Annotated in this window: 15 protein-coding genes; 5 read left to right on the forward strand and 10 right to left on the reverse strand. The window is 38.2% G+C overall.

Going from position 1 to position 16,600, the window contains the following annotated elements:
* Positions 1-39: 39 nt before the first annotated feature.
* Genes gyrB through HPSH112_RS04440 form a run of 5 tightly spaced genes read right to left on the reverse strand, consistent with a single transcriptional unit; the run spans position 40 to position 7,304 of the window.
* The gene (gene gyrB / locus HPSH112_RS04420; RefSeq protein WP_001182005.1) at positions 40-2,361 is read right to left on the reverse strand and encodes a DNA topoisomerase (ATP-hydrolyzing) subunit B; all 2,322 of its coding nucleotides are present in this window, start codon (positions 2,359-2,361) and stop codon (positions 40-42) included.
* A gap of 11 nt (positions 2,362-2,372) precedes the next feature.
* On the reverse strand, positions 2,373-3,497 hold the full coding sequence (gene dnaN, locus HPSH112_RS04425; RefSeq protein ID WP_000704221.1) for a DNA polymerase III subunit beta: 1,125 nt from the start codon (positions 3,495-3,497) through the stop codon (positions 2,373-2,375).
* 57 nt (positions 3,498-3,554) lie between these two features.
* Positions 3,555-4,622 carry a phospholipase A gene (locus HPSH112_RS04430; protein ID WP_000836145.1) on the reverse strand — a complete coding sequence of 356 codons (1,068 nt, stop codon included), beginning with the start codon at positions 4,620-4,622 and terminating at the stop codon, positions 3,555-3,557.
* Between the two features lie 14 nt (positions 4,623-4,636).
* The gene (locus tag HPSH112_RS04435) at positions 4,637-5,965 is read right to left on the reverse strand and encodes a sodium-dependent transporter (protein WP_000514515.1); all 1,329 of its coding nucleotides are present in this window, start codon (positions 5,963-5,965) and stop codon (positions 4,637-4,639) included.
* A 10-nt stretch (positions 5,966-5,975) separates the two neighbouring features.
* Entirely contained in the window at positions 5,976-7,304 is a 1,329-nt protein-coding gene (locus tag HPSH112_RS04440; RefSeq protein WP_000526630.1) for a sodium-dependent transporter, read from the reverse strand.
* Positions 7,305-7,517: 213 nt separating this feature from the next.
* Between HPSH112_RS04440 and ybgC the strand changes: the two genes are divergently transcribed.
* Both ybgC and HPSH112_RS04450 read left to right on the forward strand, forming a co-directional pair.
* Entirely contained in the window at positions 7,518-7,919 is a 402-nt protein-coding gene (gene ybgC, locus HPSH112_RS04445) for an acyl-CoA thioesterase YbgC (protein ID WP_001203782.1), read from the forward strand.
* A complete protein-coding gene (locus HPSH112_RS04450; protein ID WP_001138719.1) occupies positions 7,909-8,169 on the forward strand; it encodes an HP0495 family protein in 261 nt (86 codons plus the stop codon). The genes ybgC and HPSH112_RS04450 overlap by 11 nt, the downstream gene beginning before the upstream one ends.
* Here the strand turns inward: HPSH112_RS04450 and murD are convergent.
* Together murD and mraY are read right to left on the reverse strand one after the other, a co-directional pair.
* Positions 8,166-9,434, reverse strand: coding sequence for a UDP-N-acetylmuramoyl-L-alanine--D-glutamate ligase (murD, locus tag HPSH112_RS04455; RefSeq protein WP_000703532.1), 1,269 nt, complete (start codon positions 9,432-9,434; stop codon positions 8,166-8,168). The genes HPSH112_RS04450 and murD overlap by 4 nt on opposite strands.
* Complete coding sequence (mraY, locus tag HPSH112_RS04460; RefSeq protein ID WP_000967080.1) at positions 9,435-10,496, reverse strand: phospho-N-acetylmuramoyl-pentapeptide-transferase; 1,062 nt, start codon at positions 10,494-10,496, stop codon at positions 9,435-9,437.
* Positions 10,497-10,614: 118 nt separating this feature from the next.
* Here mraY and HPSH112_RS04465 point away from each other — a divergent pair, with 118 nt between their 5' ends.
* The 3 genes from HPSH112_RS04465 to HPSH112_RS04475 all read left to right on the forward strand — a co-directional run bounded on the left by HPSH112_RS04465 (position 10,615) and on the right by HPSH112_RS04475 (position 13,238).
* Positions 10,615-11,457, forward strand: coding sequence for an HpaA family protein (locus tag HPSH112_RS04465; RefSeq protein ID WP_000442325.1), 843 nt, complete (start codon positions 10,615-10,617; stop codon positions 11,455-11,457).
* Positions 11,458-11,766: 309 nt separating this feature from the next.
* Positions 11,767-11,955 (forward strand): 50S ribosomal protein L28, encoded by a 189-nt coding sequence (gene rpmB / locus HPSH112_RS04470; protein ID WP_001119000.1) that lies wholly within the window; start codon positions 11,767-11,769, stop codon positions 11,953-11,955.
* A 146-nt stretch (positions 11,956-12,101) separates the two neighbouring features.
* Positions 12,102-13,238, forward strand: coding sequence for a potassium channel family protein (locus HPSH112_RS04475; RefSeq protein ID WP_000462015.1), 1,137 nt, complete (start codon positions 12,102-12,104; stop codon positions 13,236-13,238).
* Positions 13,239-13,253: 15 nt separating this feature from the next.
* Here the strand turns inward: HPSH112_RS04475 and HPSH112_RS04480 are convergent, their stop codons facing one another.
* The 3 genes from HPSH112_RS04480 to ruvA form a co-directional block, all read right to left on the reverse strand.
* On the reverse strand, positions 13,254-13,634 hold the full coding sequence (locus tag HPSH112_RS04480; RefSeq protein ID WP_001199990.1) for a hypothetical protein: 381 nt from the start codon (positions 13,632-13,634) through the stop codon (positions 13,254-13,256).
* Between the two features lie 143 nt (positions 13,635-13,777).
* Positions 13,778-15,952: a PBECR2 nuclease fold domain-containing protein gene (locus HPSH112_RS04485; RefSeq protein WP_411155631.1), complete on the reverse strand. Its 2,175-nt coding sequence runs from the start codon at positions 15,950-15,952 to the stop codon at positions 13,778-13,780.
* Positions 15,953-16,042: 90 nt separating this feature from the next.
* On the reverse strand, positions 16,043-16,594 hold the full coding sequence (ruvA, locus tag HPSH112_RS04495; protein ID WP_000635192.1) for a Holliday junction branch migration protein RuvA: 552 nt from the start codon (positions 16,592-16,594) through the stop codon (positions 16,043-16,045).
* Positions 16,595-16,600 lie beyond the last annotated feature (6 nt).

Here is a 16,600-nt window from a genome sequence, read left to right on the forward strand (position 1 = left end):
CTCGCTTATTTAATGTTTAGGGGTTCTGATCAAAAACCCTTACACATCTAGCTGTTTCACATCTTTAGCATGCGCTTGGATAAAGGCTCTTCTAGGCTCTACCTCATCGCCCATGCAAAGCGAAAAGACTGCATCGGTTTTTTCTAAATCTTCAATTTTGAGTTTGATTAAGCTGCGGTTTTCTTTATGCATGGTCGTTTCCCACAAATCATTGGGGTTCATCTCGCCTAGCCCCTTATAGCGCTGGATATTCGCTCCCTTTTTAGCGTGATTTTCCACTTCTTCTAAAAACGCCAAAATATCCTTATTTTCTAAGAAGTCTAAATTATATTCCATAAGTTTTTGGTAAGTGTAATTCGCTTCTTCAAACAACACTTCTTTAAAGAGATTGTCATCTAGGTTAAATTCCACCAAGCCTTTAGGGGTTTGCACGTGCAAATGCAAGCTTTCTTCAGTAGCAAAAGAGCGTAAGATCTGATAATTCAAGCCCTCTAATTTTTCCAAAATGCTTTTTTCTAAAATTTTCATATCAAAGCTTAAGGCGTCCTTGGTTTCAATCAAAAAGCGTAAAATTTCTAGCAAATTGTAGCGTTTTTCTAATTCCAAAAGCGCGTAGCGGTAATGGCGCGCCACTTTTAACAAATTCATCAAATCGTTCTTGCCAATCCCTTCAATATCCACCGAATTGATGCCATGCTCAATTAAGAAATGATCCAAGGCGACGCTGTCTTTAAGATAGATTTCTGTCTTGCCTTTCTTGTATTTGTAAAGAGGGGCTTGAGCGATATAAACATGCCCTTGTTCAATCAGCGGGCGCAAATAACGATAGAAAAAAGTCATCAGCAAGGTTTGGATATGGCTCCCATCCACATCAGCATCGGTCATGATAATGATTTTATGATAGCGCAATCTTTCTATATCAAAACTCTCTTGAATGCCACACCCAAAAGCCGTGATCATGTTTTTAATTTCTTCTGATTTTAGGATTTTTGACAAATGGCTTTTTTCCACATTTAAAATCTTACCTTTTAAGGGCAAGATCGCTTGGAAAACCCTATCGCGCCCTTGTTTAGCGCTCCCGCCTGCACTATCGCCCTCCACTAAAAAGATTTCACTCTCTAAGGGGTCTTTACTCTGGCAATCGGCTAATTTTCCAGGCAAAGTGCCGACACTCAAATTATCTTTTTTCCTTGTAAGCTCTCTGGCTTTCTTACTGGCTTCTCTGGCTTTTGCGGCTAAAAGGGCTTTATTGGCAATGATTTTGGCTTCGTTAGGGTTTTCTTCTAAAAATTGATGGATTTTATCATAGACTAATTTTGAAACCAACGCGCGTGCATACGAACTACCGAGTTTGGATTTAGTCTGCCCTTCAAATAAAGGCTCGCTCATTTTCAAGCTCACAACCGCAATCAAGCCCTCTTTAATGTCTTCAGAGATGGGGCGGGATTCTCTTGTCTTAATGTTTCCATCAATATATTGTAAAATCGCCTTAGACAGACCCATTTTAAAGCCCGCTTCATGCGTGCCGCCCTCAGAAGTTTTAATGTTATTCACAAAGCTTAAAGTGTTTTCGTTGTAATCATCAGCATACGCTAGAGCGACTTCTATAGAAGTGCGCGTTTCTTCATCCATGCTTTTAAACGAAATAACGGGGGTGAGCAATTCTTTTTTAGCGCTGTCTTTAACGAATTGTTTCAAGCCGTCTTCATAGAAATAAGTCTCTTGCAGCTGGGTTTTTTCTTCTTTGAAAGAAATTTTTAAGCCGTCGTTAAGATACGCCATTTCTTTGAAGCGTTTTTGCAAAATGCCCGCTTGAAATTCAACGACTTCCATCACGCTCTCATCAGGGAAAAATTCAATAGTCGTGCCGCTTTCTTTAGCGCTTTTGGTTTTGCCAATGATTTCAAGCTCGCTAATGGGGATACCCTTTTCAAACTCCTGGCGATAGATTTGACCCTCTTTTTTAATGGTCATAATCAAGCGTTTGCTCAAAGCGTTCACAACCGAAACGCCCACGCCATGCAAACCGCCTGAAACTTTATAAGTATCATTATCAAACTTGCCCCCCGCATGCAAAATCGTTAAAACCACGGTGCAAGCGGGGATTTTTTCCGTGGGGTGAATATCTACAGGAATGCCTCGCCCGTTATCTTCCACGATGCATGAACCCTCATCAGTCAAAGTGATATTAATCGTATCGCAAAAACCCGCCATGCTCTCATCTACAGCGTTATCCACGACTTCATACACCATGTGGTGCAACCCACCCACATTGGTATCGCCAATATACATTCCAGGGCGTTTCCTAACCCCCTCTAAGCCTTTTAAAACCTTGATACTATGGCTCTGGTAATTTTGCATTCAATCAGCCTTTATAGTGTGATTGGCATCATCAAAGTGGAAATTTTAGCGTTCAAGTGGCTCTGCTTTTCATCAAGAGACTCTTGGATCAAAAAAGGCGAAGAAGGCTCATTGCATTTTAAAACAAATTGCGTTGTCCCTAAAGCGTTTAAGGCTTCAAGGAAAAATTTCGCGTTCACGCCCAAATGAAAGGCTTTTTCAATGTCCAAACCTTTTTCAATCTCAACAGAGGTTTTAGCCGTTTCGCTATGTTCAGAATCCAAAGATTCAAACAAAGCGTTGTTTTTTTCTAAAGTGAGTTTAATAGTGGAGCTTAAAGAACTGCACAGCCTAATGCTCTCTTTAAATTCTTCCTTGCCCAAAGTGAAAGAAGAAATGTATTCTTTAGGGAGGATTTTTTGATAATCAGGGTAATTCCCATCAATAAGCTTGGTGAAAAAAGTGTGCGTTTCGTTTTCAACCACCGCTAACATGCCATCGCTTTTAAAACTGAAATTTTCATAAAAAAGCTTAAGGATTTCTAATAAAGCTCTTTTAGGTAAAATGCAAGAGATGTCTTCTTCAGTGGAATGGATAGAGACTTTTTCTAACTGCGTGTAAGAGAGCCGTTTGGTATCCGTGCCTACCACTGAAAGGGTTTGATCTTTTTGATTGAATTGCATTAAAATACCGGCTAATTCCCTTTTATGGCTGGTTTGCTCAATCACAGGAGCGATCTTTTTAAACGCATCTGTTAAAAAGGGGGCATTGACTTCTAAACTCACTTTTGGCTCAATAACGGGGAATTCAGGGAACTCATCAGCGTCAAACATGGGGAGTTTGAAAGAGCTTTTATTTTGTTTGATCACCAAGCTGTCATCTTTAGTCTCTAAAATAATATTAGAGTCTTTTAAACATGAGATAATATCCAAAAACTTTTTCCCGTTGATCGTGCCAACGCCCTCTTTATCGCTAGATTGCGTAAAAATATAGCTTTTTAGCCCAATATCTGAATCGCTAGCTTTCAAAAAAAGCTTATCTTTAATGACTTCTAAATGGATGTGTGAAGCGATAGAAGAAGCGTCCTTTTTATCCAAAAAAGCTTGCAAGTAGCGCAAAGTATTTTCTAAATCGTTTTTACTAACACTGATTTTCATAGCTAAAATAATCCCCTTGAATTTTTGGTCTTAATTATAGCATAAAAGAACGCTTTTTTAAGGGTTTAAGCGTATTCCTACCCCTATACGATTGGAAAAAACATCGTATTCATACAAACCATCGCCATAGCCGTTAAACCACTGCGCATAAATCCCCACAAAAGGGTTAATGCGGTAGGTATAGCCTAAGCGGAAAGCTCCATGCCAGCGATCATAACGCCAGTATTGCGTGAAAATATCATAAAGTTGCAATTCAAAATGATGGCGCCCTCTCCTGTAATCAATTTTAGCGTTACCATACCCCATGTAATCAATCAAATTAGGGTTGGATTGATCATAAGGGACATAGGGCCAATAAGCGACCATGATTTTCAAGCCTCCCTTTTCCCACACCAAACGAAACACAGGGCGTTGCCCCGCGCTCACCGAACGACACCCCCCCCAGCGCACATCTTTTTGCCCGTTATAATCTTTAACGATTACAGGTTGTCCTGGAAACTGGTTTTCAGGATTGCCTTCTTTATTAAAAGGCTGGTAACATTGCGCGCCTCCCACGCCATTAGAAATGTGCTGCCAACCTATCCAAATCTCAGAAAATTTCCCTATTTTACCCCCAAAAGGTTCAAAATTGATAGGATAAACATAAATGAGTTCAGGCATGAAATTGATCATTCGCATGGGAGCGGATTGGGGGTCATTGTAAATTTGAAACCAGTTAGTTTGGGTGTAAGCCAGATAAAGCGTGCCTTTAGTCCAAAGAATATGCCTAAATACAGGCACTCTAAAACTAATTTGGAACTTAAACTCATTGCGTTGATAGGGGTTGATATTGGGGTGGTACCATTGAAAAATGGGAGTGAAACTATGATAAAAAGGCAGAAAATAAGTGCCTAGATAATCCATCATGTTTAAATATTTTTTAGCAAAATCCACCCAAGAATGTTCTTTGGGGGCTTTTTGTGGAGGGAGATACCAGGCATTGGACAAATCGTTTTGCGTTTTAATGATGTGCAAATCCTGTTTGCGCAAATAGTAGTTATAATCCACCTTAAAATTATCTTGTGAAAATTTTTTGCTTTCTAACTGACAAACTACAAAAATCATAAAGAGCAAAATGCTTTTCATCAAGCGTCCTTATTTCACTTAAATTGCAAGATGAAAATCGCTAAAATCACTACAGGCGCGATAAAACGAACGCTAAAATGCCACGCTTTAAAAGCGTTTGTATTAAAGAAATGCTTCGTGGCTAAAAAAGCGTTTTCTTTATTTAAAATCCATCCTACAAACAAGACTGAAAACAAGCCTCCCAAAGGCATTAAAAATGAAGAAGTGATGAAATCCAGCCACCCAAACACGCTCTTATGAGCAAAACTCAAAAACTTAGCGTATCGTTCATTCATAGAAAGAATGACTAAAACGCCTAAAACATACACAACAATCCCTATCCATAGCGACGCTTGAGTGCGCGAAAAATTAAAACGATTGATTAGATAAAGCGCTAAAGGCTCTATCAAAGAAACCGTAGAAGTGATCCCGGCAAAAACAAGCGCCATAAAGAAAAAAAGCGAAACAATCTGCCCGCTTGTTCCCATTTTAGCGAAAGTCAAAGGTAAGGAAATAAAAACAAGCCCTGGCCCTTGAGAAACATCTGCATGGTATTCAAACACAAAGGTAAAAATCATCACCCCGGCAATCAAAGAGATTAAAATACCGGGCAAGACAATCAATAAAGAGCTTTTGAACAGATTTTCTTTTTTGGGCGTGAAAGCTGAATAAGTAATAATCGTGCCTACCCCCAAACTCAAAGAAAAGAACATCTGCCCTAAAGCGTCCATAACAACCTTAAAATCAATCTTTTGAATCTCAAAATTAAATAAAAAGTGCAAAGCTTTAGGCATGCTTTCTAAAGTCATCGCATAGATTAAAAGCCCTATGAAAATCACAAACAGTAACGGCATCAGCACTACATTTAATTTTTCAATCCCCTCTTCAATCCCCCTAGAAACAAACCAAATTGTTGGCAATAAGCATGCGCTAAAGCCAATAACAGGCCAGATTAAACTGCCATTTTGGAGCATGCTAAATTGCATTTTAGCCTGCTCTAAATCTTTAGGCAAATCAAAAGTGACTACAAAAAGATAGTAAAGCACCCAGCCTAACACCACCGCATAAAAGGATAAAATGAGAGGGCCGCCTAAAATAAAAAAAGAAGTGAAGGGGTAATATTTTTTCCGTTTAGGATCTAGTATTTGATAATTAGAAACAACATCTTTTTTACCCAAATTCCCAATCAGCATTTCCACTAAAAGCATAGCAATGCCTAAACTCAAGGTTAGCGCTAGATATAAAAGCACAAACGCACTCCCCCCATTATGGCCTACCATATAAGGAAAGCGCCAGATATGCCCTAAACCGATAGAGCTACCCAAAGTGGCTAAAATAAAGCCTAATTTAGAAAATTTTCCCATGCTAAATGTTTTAATAAATCTTGCTCAACCAAATGGAAAACACAATTAAAGGGGTGATGTATTTAAGCAAGAAATACCAAGTTGCAAACAATTTAGGGCCTAAAAAGTGTGCGCTCAAAAGACGCAATTTTTCTTTTTTCAAAACCCAGCCCATAAAAATAAAGGTTGCCATCCCGCCTAAAGGCATGATAATGGTGCTTGATGCAAAATCCAACCAATCAAAAAGACTTTTTTCAAAAAAAGTGAGTGAGTCTTTATAATCGTTATGAAGCGAAAAAATCAACACCACGCCTACGATAAAAATTAGCGCTACAAGACCCCAAGTAACCTTAAAACGAGAGTATTGATACTTCTCGGTAAGATACATCACGCTTGGCTCTAATAAAGCCACCGTAGAAGTGATGCCAGCAAAAGCGAGCGCGAGCAAGAAAAGAACTGAAACAAGAATGCCTATCGCTCCCATTTGGCCAAAAACCACCGGTAAAGAAGTGAAGATTAACCCTGTGCCTTGTGAGACATTCGCCCCATATTCAAACACAAAAGTGAAAATCATAAGCCCTGCCACAAGAGAAATCAAAATCCCTGATAAAACCACCCAAATAGTGCTTTTAAGCAAATTCTGCGTTTTATCAGTAACCGCAGCATAAGTGACATTGATCCCTAAACCTATGCTTAAAGAAAAGAAAACTTGCCCCAAGGAATAAGTGAACACTTGAGAAGTCAAATCTTTTGGTTTGAAATCAAACATGAAATGAAAAGCTTTAGAAAAAGAATCCATGCTCATCGCATAAAAAAGCAAACCAAAAAAAGTAGCAAAGAGTAAGGGCATTAAAACCAAATTGAGTTTTTCAATGCCTTCTTTAATCCCCCTAGAAACGATCCATCCGGTTATCAATAAAACGCTAAGAAGCCCTATGGATTGTAATCTAATGGATTGTAAGGTATCATTAAAGATTTGTTCAGATGCTTGGATACTATTAGGTAAATTAAAACTAATACTCACTAAATAATAAAGCACCCAACCTAAAATAGTGCCATAAAAAGTCAGTATTAAAGGCCCAGAAACAAGCAAAAGCCCTGCGTATTTCCAGCGTTTTTTAGGGTTAATATCAAGCTCTTTAAAAGCTTCTGTTACATTTTTTTGCGTGCTTTGTCCTAATAGCATTTCAGCGATAAACATCGCCGCGCCAACGCTTAAAGATAAAAATAAAAACAATAAAACAAAAGCACCCCCACCACTCACCCCAGTCATATAGGGGAAACGCCAGATATGCCCTAAACCTATCGCGCTTCCTAATGCGGCTAAAACAAATCCTAATTTAGAAAAATGATTACCCATATCTTAACTACCAAACTCCTTGTAAATGATTAAAATTAAAGAGCTATGTCCTTAATCGTCCAACTATTGCTGTATTAGTTTTTTAGATTTAAGAAAAAACCCGCTTTAAAAATACCTAAAAAAAATATAAAGCAACGCCCTTGGATTATACTATAGTTAAGTTACATATTGTATAATTTTGAGAAAATTTCATTATTTAAGTAAGGGGAATTAATGCGCTGTAGGGTATATTACGAAGATACCGACTCTGAAGGCGTGGTCTATCATGCGAATTATTTGAAATATTGCGAAAGGGCTAGGAGCGAGTTTTTTTTTAAACAACATGTCTTGCCAGAAAATGAAGAAGGCGTGTTTGTTATCCGCTCTATCAAAGCGGATTTTTTCACCCCCGCAAGCCTTGGGCAGGTCTTAGAAATAAGAACGCAAATTAAAGAATTAAGAAGGTTTTTTGTGGTGCTTTTTCAAGAAATTTATTGTATCCAAAACGCTTCTTTAGAGCCTATGAAGCCTTTTAAAGTCTTTGCTTCAGAAATCAAGTTTGGCTTTGTCAATCGCTCCACATACAGACCTATTGCCATTCCTAAGTTGTTTAAGGAGCTGTTCAATGCCGTCTGATTTAAAAAAACCTACCATTATTTACCCTTGCCTTTGGGATTATAGGGTGATTATGACCACTAAAGATGAAAGTGCGTTAAAAGAGTTTTTAGAAACCTATCAACGCCCCTTTAAATTGGAATTAAAAAACACTTCTAAAAACGCTAAATTTTATAGCTTTAATGTTTCTATGGAAGTTTCAAACGAAGCAGAACGGAACGAGATTTTTCAAAAAATTTCACAATTAGACAAAGTGGTGCATGCGCTTTAATCTTTTAAAACAAACGCTTTAAATTTTTCACCCCTTTCTTTATACGAAGAAAATTGATCCAAACTGGCCGCGCTTGGGGAAAGCAAAGCGATTTCATTTTGCGATAAAACGCTTTTAATTTCTTGAACCGCTTTTTCTAACTCCAAACAAACCCGACAAGAAACATTAAATTCTAACGCTAAGGCTTGGATGATAGAAGCGCTTGATCCTATCGCATAAAGGCTTATTTCATAATTTTTAAATTCTTCAAAAAGGGGGGTTAAATTGACCCCTTTAATATCGCCCCCTAAAATCAAATGGATTTTTTGGTTTTTAAAGGTTTTTAGAGCTTGCAAGGTAGCATCAATATTCGTGGCTTTGCTGTCATCTACCCACAAACGCCCTTGTTTATCCCTAAATTCTTCCATTTTATGCGAGCCGACTTTAAAAGCGTTCAGTTTTTTAAGGGCGTTTTCTCTATAGTCTTGCCATTTTAAATTCTTTATTTTTAAAAATTGCTCATAAACTAAAAGGGCTAAGGCAGCGTCTAATAAAAACGCCCCCTTAAAAAAAAGGGCGTTAGAAGGGATTTTTAAACGCTCTAAAACCTCTTCGCTTTTGTCAAAAAAGATTTTTTGCGCTTGCGAGTTTTGAACGCTTGAATGTTCTTTGAATTTTAAAGGGAGGATAGCGAGCGAAGTTTTAGGCATCAATGTTAAAACCTTGAGTTTAGCGTTCAAATAATTTTCAAAATTGCAATGCCAAGTCAAATGATCGGCTTCCACATTGATGAGCAAGTAGATTAAAGGGTAAGCCTTATTGGTGTAGTGCAAAGAAAAGGAGCTTGTTTCTAGCACCCATAAGGGCGATTGTTTTTCAAACAATTCAATCAAGGGCGTGCCGATATTCCCCCCACTCACAGCCTTAAAATCTTCTAAAAGCATGGTGAGCATTTCTGTCGTGGTGGTTTTACCATTAGTGCCGCTAATACTTATTATAGTAGGCGTGAAAACCAAATCAAACAAGCTATCAATATAATCGTATTCGCTCACTAAATGCTTGGCTTTTATCACTAAAGGGTGCGTGAAACTGATGCCAGGGCTGACTATCTCTAGTTGGGAATCGTTAGGGTTGAAATCCTTACTGGGATAGCAAACAAAACCCTCGCTATCTTTAAAAGATGAAGTGAATTGGTCGTCAAAAAATTTGACTTCGTTATGGTTTTTTCTAAAAAAACGCCCTAAGGCTAGAGTGGTTTTGCCATGCCCCAATAAAGAGATTTTCATTTAACGCACCTTCAAGCTTAAAAGAGCGACTAAATTACTCAGCATAGAAATGATCCAAAAACGCACGATCACCTTGTTTTCTGACCAGCCCTTTTGCTCAAAATGATGGTGGATAGGTGCCATTAAAAAAAGGCGTTTTTTACGGGTTTTATAGCTCCCTATTTGCAAGATCACAGACAAAGTTTCTACCACGAAAATCGATCCCATTAAAACCAATAAGATTTCATTATGCGAAACAATAGCGTTATAAGCGATAAACCCCCCTAAGGCCAAACTCCCGCTATCGCCCATAAACACGCTTGCCGGGTTGCAGTTATACCACAAAAAGCCAAAGAGCGATCCCACTAACGCCAGCGAGATAACAAACAATTCCCCCACATCTATGACTTTAGGATAAAGCAAGTATTTAGAAAATTCCGCATTCCCTGCCACATACACAAAGATAGAAAGGCTTAAAAGGGTGAAAATGCTAGGCACGCTCGCTAAGCCGTCTAACCCGTCGGTCAAATTCACCGCATTGCTTGTGGATAAAAAAACCAACACCCAAAAACCAACCGCCAAAATCGTGGGCATTTCAAACAAGGGGTTTTTCAAAAAGGGCGCGTATAAAAAAGTGTCTAACCCCTTAAGGCTCAATAAAACAGACACCACAAGCGAAAGGACAAAAAGCATGCCAAATTTCATTTTCGCGCTCATTCCGGCGTTATTTTGTTGGTTGATTTTAGTGTAATCGTCTTTAAAACCCACAAAACTAAAGCCCACTAACACTATCATCCCTAACAGCACATAAAGATTACCCAAAGACGCGCACAACACGCTCGCAATAATGGTTGCAAAAACAAAAACAATCCCCCCCATCGTAGGGGTATCCTTTTTATTCTGGTGGCTTGGCACGAAGCTAGAAATGGGCTGGTTAGCCTTTTTAGCCTTGGCCCATAGAATGAATTTAGGCATTAAAAAAAGCGTGAGGAAAAAGGCTATGAAAAACCCTAACCCTGCTCTAAAGGTCAAATACTGGAAAAGATTGATATTAAAATAGCCATATAGTAAAGAATAGAGCATAAAATCCCCTAAAATCGCCGTGCTTGAGAAAAAATAGAATTGTAGCGCAAATTGGTTTACTTAAAAATAGCATAAATAGAGTAAGATAGAATCCTATTTTAATTTTTAGGAGTCTTTTATGGAGCGTTCGCTTATTTTTAAAAAGGTTAGAGTTTATTCTAAAATGTTGGTTGCTTTAGGGCTTTCAAGCGTGTTGGTTGGTTGCGCGATGAATCCAAGCGCTGAAACAAAAACACAAAATGACGCCAAAAATCAACAACCAGTTCAAACTCATGAAAGAATGAAAACAAGCTCTGAATATGTTACGCCGCTAGATTTTAATTATGCGATACATATTGTTCAAGCCCCACAAAACCATCATATTGTAGGTATTTTAGCGCCACGCATTCAAGTGAGCGATAATCTAAAACCCTATATTGATAAGTTTCAAGACGCTTTGGCCAATCAAATCCAAACTATTTTTGAAAAAAGAGGCTATCAAGTGTTGCGTTTTCAAGATGAAAAAGCTTTAAGCGCGCAAGATAAGAGAAAGATTTTTTCCGTTTTGGATTTGAAAGGGTGGGTAGGAATCTTAGAAGATTTGAAAATGAATTTAAAAGATCCCAATAATCCTAATTTAGACACGCTAGTGGATCAAAGCTCAGGCTCTGTGTGGTTTAATTTTTATGAGCCAGAAAGCAATCGTGTAGTCCATGATTTTGCTGTGGAAGTGGGAACTTTTCAGGCAATGACCTACACTTACAAACATAGTAATTCTGGGGGGCTTAATTCTTCAAACAGCATTATCCATGAAGATTTAGAGAAGAATAAAGAAGATGCGATCCATAAGATCTTAAACAGAATGTATGCCGTTGTCATGAAAAAAGCTGTAACAGAACTTACAGAAGAAAATATTGCCAAATACAGAGAGGCGATTGATAAAATGAAAGGGTTTAAAAGTTCTATGCCTCAAAAAAAGTAGTTCTTAAACAAACCATTTAAAAATTAGCTTTAAAATCAGTCTTTTTAAAGGCTATTTTAAGTATAATGCAAAGTTTATCCCACTAGTGCGAAAAACTCCGTCCTTTAGGTCAGAGATATAAGCACATAGCTGTTAGGCTATATTCAAGCTAAAAGAGGTTAAAATACCACCAGTCTTTTTGGGGTAGGAAATATCCATGCAGACTATAAAGAACAAAGCCTTTCGTGTTAGCATTCAATGGAATGCTTTAGTTAGGAAGCCCCTTTCTTCAGAAAGGGGCGGTTTCACTTCAATATTTAAGGATACACAATGGCAAAAAGATGTGCTTTAACTTTTAAAGGGCCTATGGTAGGCAATCATGTCAGTCATGCGAACAACAAAAACAAACGCCGCTTACTCCCTAACTTGCGATCGATTAAGATCCAATTAGACGACGGCACGACTAAACGCATTAAAGTGGCTGCTTCCACTTTAAGAACCATGCGTAAAGGGGCTTAGCCGTTTAGGGTTTTTACAACATCTTTAAAAACCCTTAAAACTAAACTTCTTTATTTATCAATTCTAGTGCGATTGGGCTTGATATTTTAAGGGAGTTTAAAAATGAAACGCTTTCAAAAGAATTTATTTTGATCTAGGAATTGGTTTTGTTTGAAAAGTTGAAATTTTTTAAAATCAAAAAAGACGATGAAAATCAGCCAGAAGTCAATTTAAATTCTGAAATCTATGAGCAATTTAAGGTCTTTAGACTCCCACTTATTTTAATCCAATTACTCGTGCTTTTAGGCACTCTAGGATACTTCGCCCTAGAAAATTATAGCCTTATGCAAGCTTTCTTTCAAACGACTTACACCATGACAGCTACAGGGTTTGGCGCTTTAAATGAAAGCCAGTTTGGGCCTATAAGTATTTTTTTAACTTCCATTTTAATGTTTTTTGGGGCAGGAATTATTGCCTTTAGCGTGGCTATTTTAGTTAGCGTGGTCAATAAAGGCACGCTTACCAGATTGATTAAGGAGAAAGGTATGATTTATAAAATCGCGCGCCTTAAGGATCATTATGTGATTTGTTACCACAACGAATACACCATTGAATTGAGCAAGCAGTTCCGCTCCGCTCAGATCCCTTTTGTGGTCGTGGATAATGACCCTAGTTTTGAAGAAGAAGCCATTAAGCACAAATACCCCTACTATATCATAGGCGATCCGCACACCAATTTAGCCATGCTCAAAACCCACTTAAGCAGCGCTAGGGGCGTTGTGGCTTTGTCTAAGACTTTACCGGTGAATGTGGCGTTAATGGTGAGCGTGCGCTTGTTTGAAAAGGAATTAAAGCGCAAACCTTACTACATTATTGCGAGCGCGCATAGCGATGAAGGCTTAGAAAAATTAAAAAAATTAGGGGCTGATATGGTGGTTTCCCCTACAAAACTCATGGCGCAGAGAGTGAGCGCGATGGCGGTGCGTCCGGATATGGAAAATATCTTAGAGCGTTTTATCAATAAAAAAGACACGCTTTTAGACTTAGAAGAAGTGATTGTCCCTAAAACCAGCTGGCTTGTGTTAAGGAAATTAAAAGAAGCCCATTTCAGAGAGATCGCTAAAGCGTTTGTGATTGGTATCACTCAAAAAGATGGCAAATACATCCCCATGCCTGATGGAGAAACGATCATTGCAAGCGAATCCAAGCTATTAATGGTTGGCACTTCAGAAGGCGTTGCAACCTGTAAGCAACTCATCGCTAACCATCAAAGACCCAAAGAAGTGGATTACATTTCCTTGTGATTTATACAGCCCTTTTTAAATAAAAATGTTTTCGGTGTTAGCGTTTAAGGTAGCGCTCACTTCTTGCTCGTTAGATCGCATGCTCGTATTGAAATCGTTAAAAAAGCTCTCGTATTCTTTCATTTTGATTTTCAAACTCTCGCCGGCGTTAGTGAGCCATTCAATGGAGTTTCTCAAACTGCTATCAATCTCGTTGGCGTTTTTGAAAAAATCCAAACTCAAAAGCACTTCTAAAATCCTAACGATTCCTTTAAGGCTTAGTCCCACTTGATCCGTAAAAACGCTATTAGAATGTAGCGCGCTTTGTAATTGCTTTAAAAGCTCGTTAGTGATTTCTTTAACTTCTGGCTGGTTGGTGAAATCTAGCGCGCTATTAGGTAGGTTAGGGTATTGCATGGATATTTCCTTTTTATGCTATCATTACTAAAACAAAAACACTTAAAACCGGTTGCATGTGTGCCAAAAGTCCCTAACGGAAAAGATTTTTCTTTTTGACTGGGTGGGTGAGGCTTTCTTTTCATTTCTTACTCCTTGACTGATTAATCTTGTTTTATAAAGGCTCGTTCCTTAATCCCTTTTTGTGTCTTCTCTGCACTCTTTTTGCTTGCTTCTTTGGCGTTCTTGCTTTCTTTTTGCATGTCCTTTACGGCTTCAATCAAACGATTTAAGGCGGGATTAGTTTCATTAGGCTCTCTATTAACCATTAAAAGGTAATGCGTGAAATCGTAAATATCAATGTCCTTAAATTCCTTACTATTAGGATCAAACATGTCCTTTGCAACATCAGCGATCTTAAATTCTTTCAAACCTTTTTTAATGTTATCGCTTCTTAAGGCTTCAAATAACGCTTTAGAAGGATCATCAAACCTCGCAAACCTTGCGATCGCTCCTCCTAAAATCTCGCTGATATCGCTTATTCCTTGATCGCTCTTTTCAAACATTTCTAAACTATTCGTTTTATAGAATTTTTCGCTCAAGTCTTTCAGGCTCTCGCTCGTGCTTTGGTAGTTCTTTAAATTAGCAAAAGACCGATCCATTATGTCGCTTAAATAAGCGTTCAGGCTTACATTGGGGAAATTCATGTCATGGATTAGATTGTGAAAACTCCCGGCGTTATCTACAAACATTTTTTTTATTTTTTCATAGCTTTTAATGTCGTTAGAAAATTCTTTCTGCCAGCGGTTTAATAGCTCTATGCCTTGCGTTTTCGTCCTTGGCATGTTATACATCAAAAGACTCAAGTTGCTATCGGTTACATTAGGATGAGTAGCCTTATCAAAATTAAGATTTTTAGCAACGATATTTTTTAAAGAATAGACGCTATCAGCGTTTAATTGGCTTTCTAATTCTTTTAATTTGCTTTCATAGTGGCTTAAAACCGCTATTGCATGATCGCTCTCGCTATTAAAGCGTCCTTGATTGCTTGATGCTGCTAAATTGTTGATCTCGGTATTATTTAAGCGTTTAGAAGGCAAGCGCACTAACAACTCGTCCGGCTTTAAATCTATATGATAGTATTCCTTGATCGCTTTCTCGTAAGAAAAACGGCTTTTAGGCGTGAAATTTAGCATGCCTTGGATTCGGTGGTTTCCTGCGATCACTTGCCCGTCGTGTAAAATGATCGGTAAATCTTCAAAACCTCCGCTTCCAAATATCTTTTTTGGATCAAAATTCTCTGAAATGCTTTTAATCTGTTCTTCGTTCATGTCGGTGCGTTTCTGCGTTCCGCCTGTGGTAAAGCTTGGTTTTAGGTCTTTAGCTTTCACGATCGCATAATCTAGATCGTAAATCTCTCTTTCATTCAACCTCACTCGGCTTTTAGGGATTTGCGCTTGCGTGTGTGCTGGTATATCTTCTCCAACTTCTATTTTAGTCTGGCTTTCAATGTTGCCTGCATTGCCTCGCTCGTGTTCTAATTTCTTTTTTAAAGCGGCTTTTCGTGCTTGTTCTTGCTCTTTGGCTTTCAAAAACTCTTTTTCGCTCTCTATGCGATCGCTTTCTAATTTGGCAAGCTTTTCGGCTTTGGCAAGTTCTAGAGGGCTTAAATCTTGCGTGTTTTTTGGCGCGTTTTCTTGTGTTTTGAGTAAATCCTCTTGACTTGTTAGAGGTTTTTTAGTAGTATTCTCTCCATAGACCACTACGGCTTCTAAGTCGTCGCTATTTGCGGTTCTGTTCGGCTGAATGAAAGAGTGGATAATGTCAGCATTTCTTACATGATTTCTTACATATCTCTCAGGTGTATCTGGTATAAAAGTCCTTAAAATCGTATCGTTATCTTGTGTGATTAGCATATATAGGCGCGCTTGGTTTTCATCTTTAAACGCTTTGATATATTCTTTTTTATCTGTAGCGTTATTTTTATCTTTAGTGAAAATTTCAATGTGAGGCTCTCTAAGAGTTGGTTCTACTAAATTAAGCGCTTTTAACCTTTCATCGCTGTTTTCTCTTGTTTGTAAATGTTCTAAAAACCTTTCTTTGTTTTCAACGCTCTCTAAAGTTTGCTTAAATTCTTCAACGCTCATGCCTTTAGGCAAGGCGGTAGCGTTATCGTTTAGATTTTGGTTCAAGTCTTTAAAAAAAGCTTCTTTGTCTTTTATGACCTCAAAAGGGCGCGCATCTTGCTCTCTTATGCTTTTAACTAGATTACTCGGTTTTGTGGCTTCTTTGAGTTCATCGCTGGCTTGTTTAACGCCGTTATTAAGCTCTTCAATGATTTTAAGCGTGTTGTTGGTGAATTGGGAGTTTTTAGCGCTTAGTTCTAATTGCTTGCTAGGTTTTTAGTAATGGAATACTAAAAACCTTTTTTAAGAGCGCAGTTGTTGTAAGGCTTCTTTAATCGCTGCTTCGGTGCTGAGATGGGGTTTTAGGGTTTTTAAAACTTTATTGATTTCAGCGCTTTTAAAGCCCAAACTCTCTAGGGCTAAAAAGACTTCATTATGCATGGGTTTTGTTTCATCTTGAATGAAAAAACCAATCAAATCCACCATGATCTTATCAGCGAGCTTTTTGCCAATGCCTGGGACTTGCTGGAGTCTTTTGACTTCTTTAGTGGCGATAATGCTTTCAAATTCATTCGGCGAAAAGCTTGAAAGAATGGCTAAAGCGATACGCCCCCCTACCCCATTGATTTTTAAAAGCCTTTCAAAGAGGATTTTTTCGCTCTCTTCTAAAAACCCGTATAAAAGATGCGCATCTTCTTTAATTACTTGTAAGATTTTCAAACGCGCTTTTTGGCCCGCTTGGAGCAAAGCAGAAGTTCGCATAGAAACTTGCACCCCATAAACAACCCCTTGCACTTCTATATGCACTTCTAAAGCAGAGATTTTTTCCACAACCCCTATCAAACCCACTATCATTTTATC

The sequence above is a fragment of the Helicobacter pylori Shi112 genome (genome assembly GCF_000277405.1).
GTDB lineage: Bacteria > Campylobacterota > Campylobacteria > Campylobacterales > Helicobacteraceae > Helicobacter > Helicobacter pylori_C.

What these genes read in the sequence shown, in the direction of transcription:
- gyrB (WP_001182005.1), bottom strand. Translation starts at nt 2,361, where the DNA reads ATGCAAAATTACCAGAGCCATAGTATCAAGGTTTTAAAAGGCTTAGAG.
- dnaN (WP_000704221.1), bottom strand. Translation starts at nt 3,497, where the DNA reads ATGAAAATCAGTGTTAGTAAAAACGATTTAGAAAATACTTTGCGCTAC.
- HPSH112_RS04430 (WP_000836145.1), bottom strand. Translation starts at nt 4,622, where the DNA reads ATGAAAAGCATTTTGCTCTTTATGATTTTTGTAGTTTGTCAGTTAGAA.
- HPSH112_RS04435 (WP_000514515.1), bottom strand. Translation starts at nt 5,965, where the DNA reads ATGGGAAAATTTTCTAAATTAGGCTTTATTTTAGCCACTTTGGGTAGC.
- HPSH112_RS04440 (WP_000526630.1), bottom strand. Translation starts at nt 7,304, where the DNA reads ATGGGTAATCATTTTTCTAAATTAGGATTTGTTTTAGCCGCATTAGGA.
- ybgC (WP_001203782.1), top strand. Translation starts at nt 7,518, where the DNA reads ATGCGCTGTAGGGTATATTACGAAGATACCGACTCTGAAGGCGTGGTC.
- HPSH112_RS04450 (WP_001138719.1), top strand. Translation starts at nt 7,909, where the DNA reads ATGCCGTCTGATTTAAAAAAACCTACCATTATTTACCCTTGCCTTTGG.
- murD (WP_000703532.1), bottom strand. Translation starts at nt 9,434, where the DNA reads ATGAAAATCTCTTTATTGGGGCATGGCAAAACCACTCTAGCCTTAGGG.
- mraY (WP_000967080.1), bottom strand. Translation starts at nt 10,496, where the DNA reads ATGCTCTATTCTTTACTATATGGCTATTTTAATATCAATCTTTTCCAG.
- HPSH112_RS04465 (WP_000442325.1), top strand. Translation starts at nt 10,615, where the DNA reads ATGGAGCGTTCGCTTATTTTTAAAAAGGTTAGAGTTTATTCTAAAATG.
- rpmB (WP_001119000.1), top strand. Translation starts at nt 11,767, where the DNA reads ATGGCAAAAAGATGTGCTTTAACTTTTAAAGGGCCTATGGTAGGCAAT.
- HPSH112_RS04480 (WP_001199990.1), bottom strand. Translation starts at nt 13,634, where the DNA reads ATGCAATACCCTAACCTACCTAATAGCGCGCTAGATTTCACCAACCAG.
- ruvA (WP_000635192.1), bottom strand. Translation starts at nt 16,594, where the DNA reads ATGATAGTGGGTTTGATAGGGGTTGTGGAAAAAATCTCTGCTTTAGAA.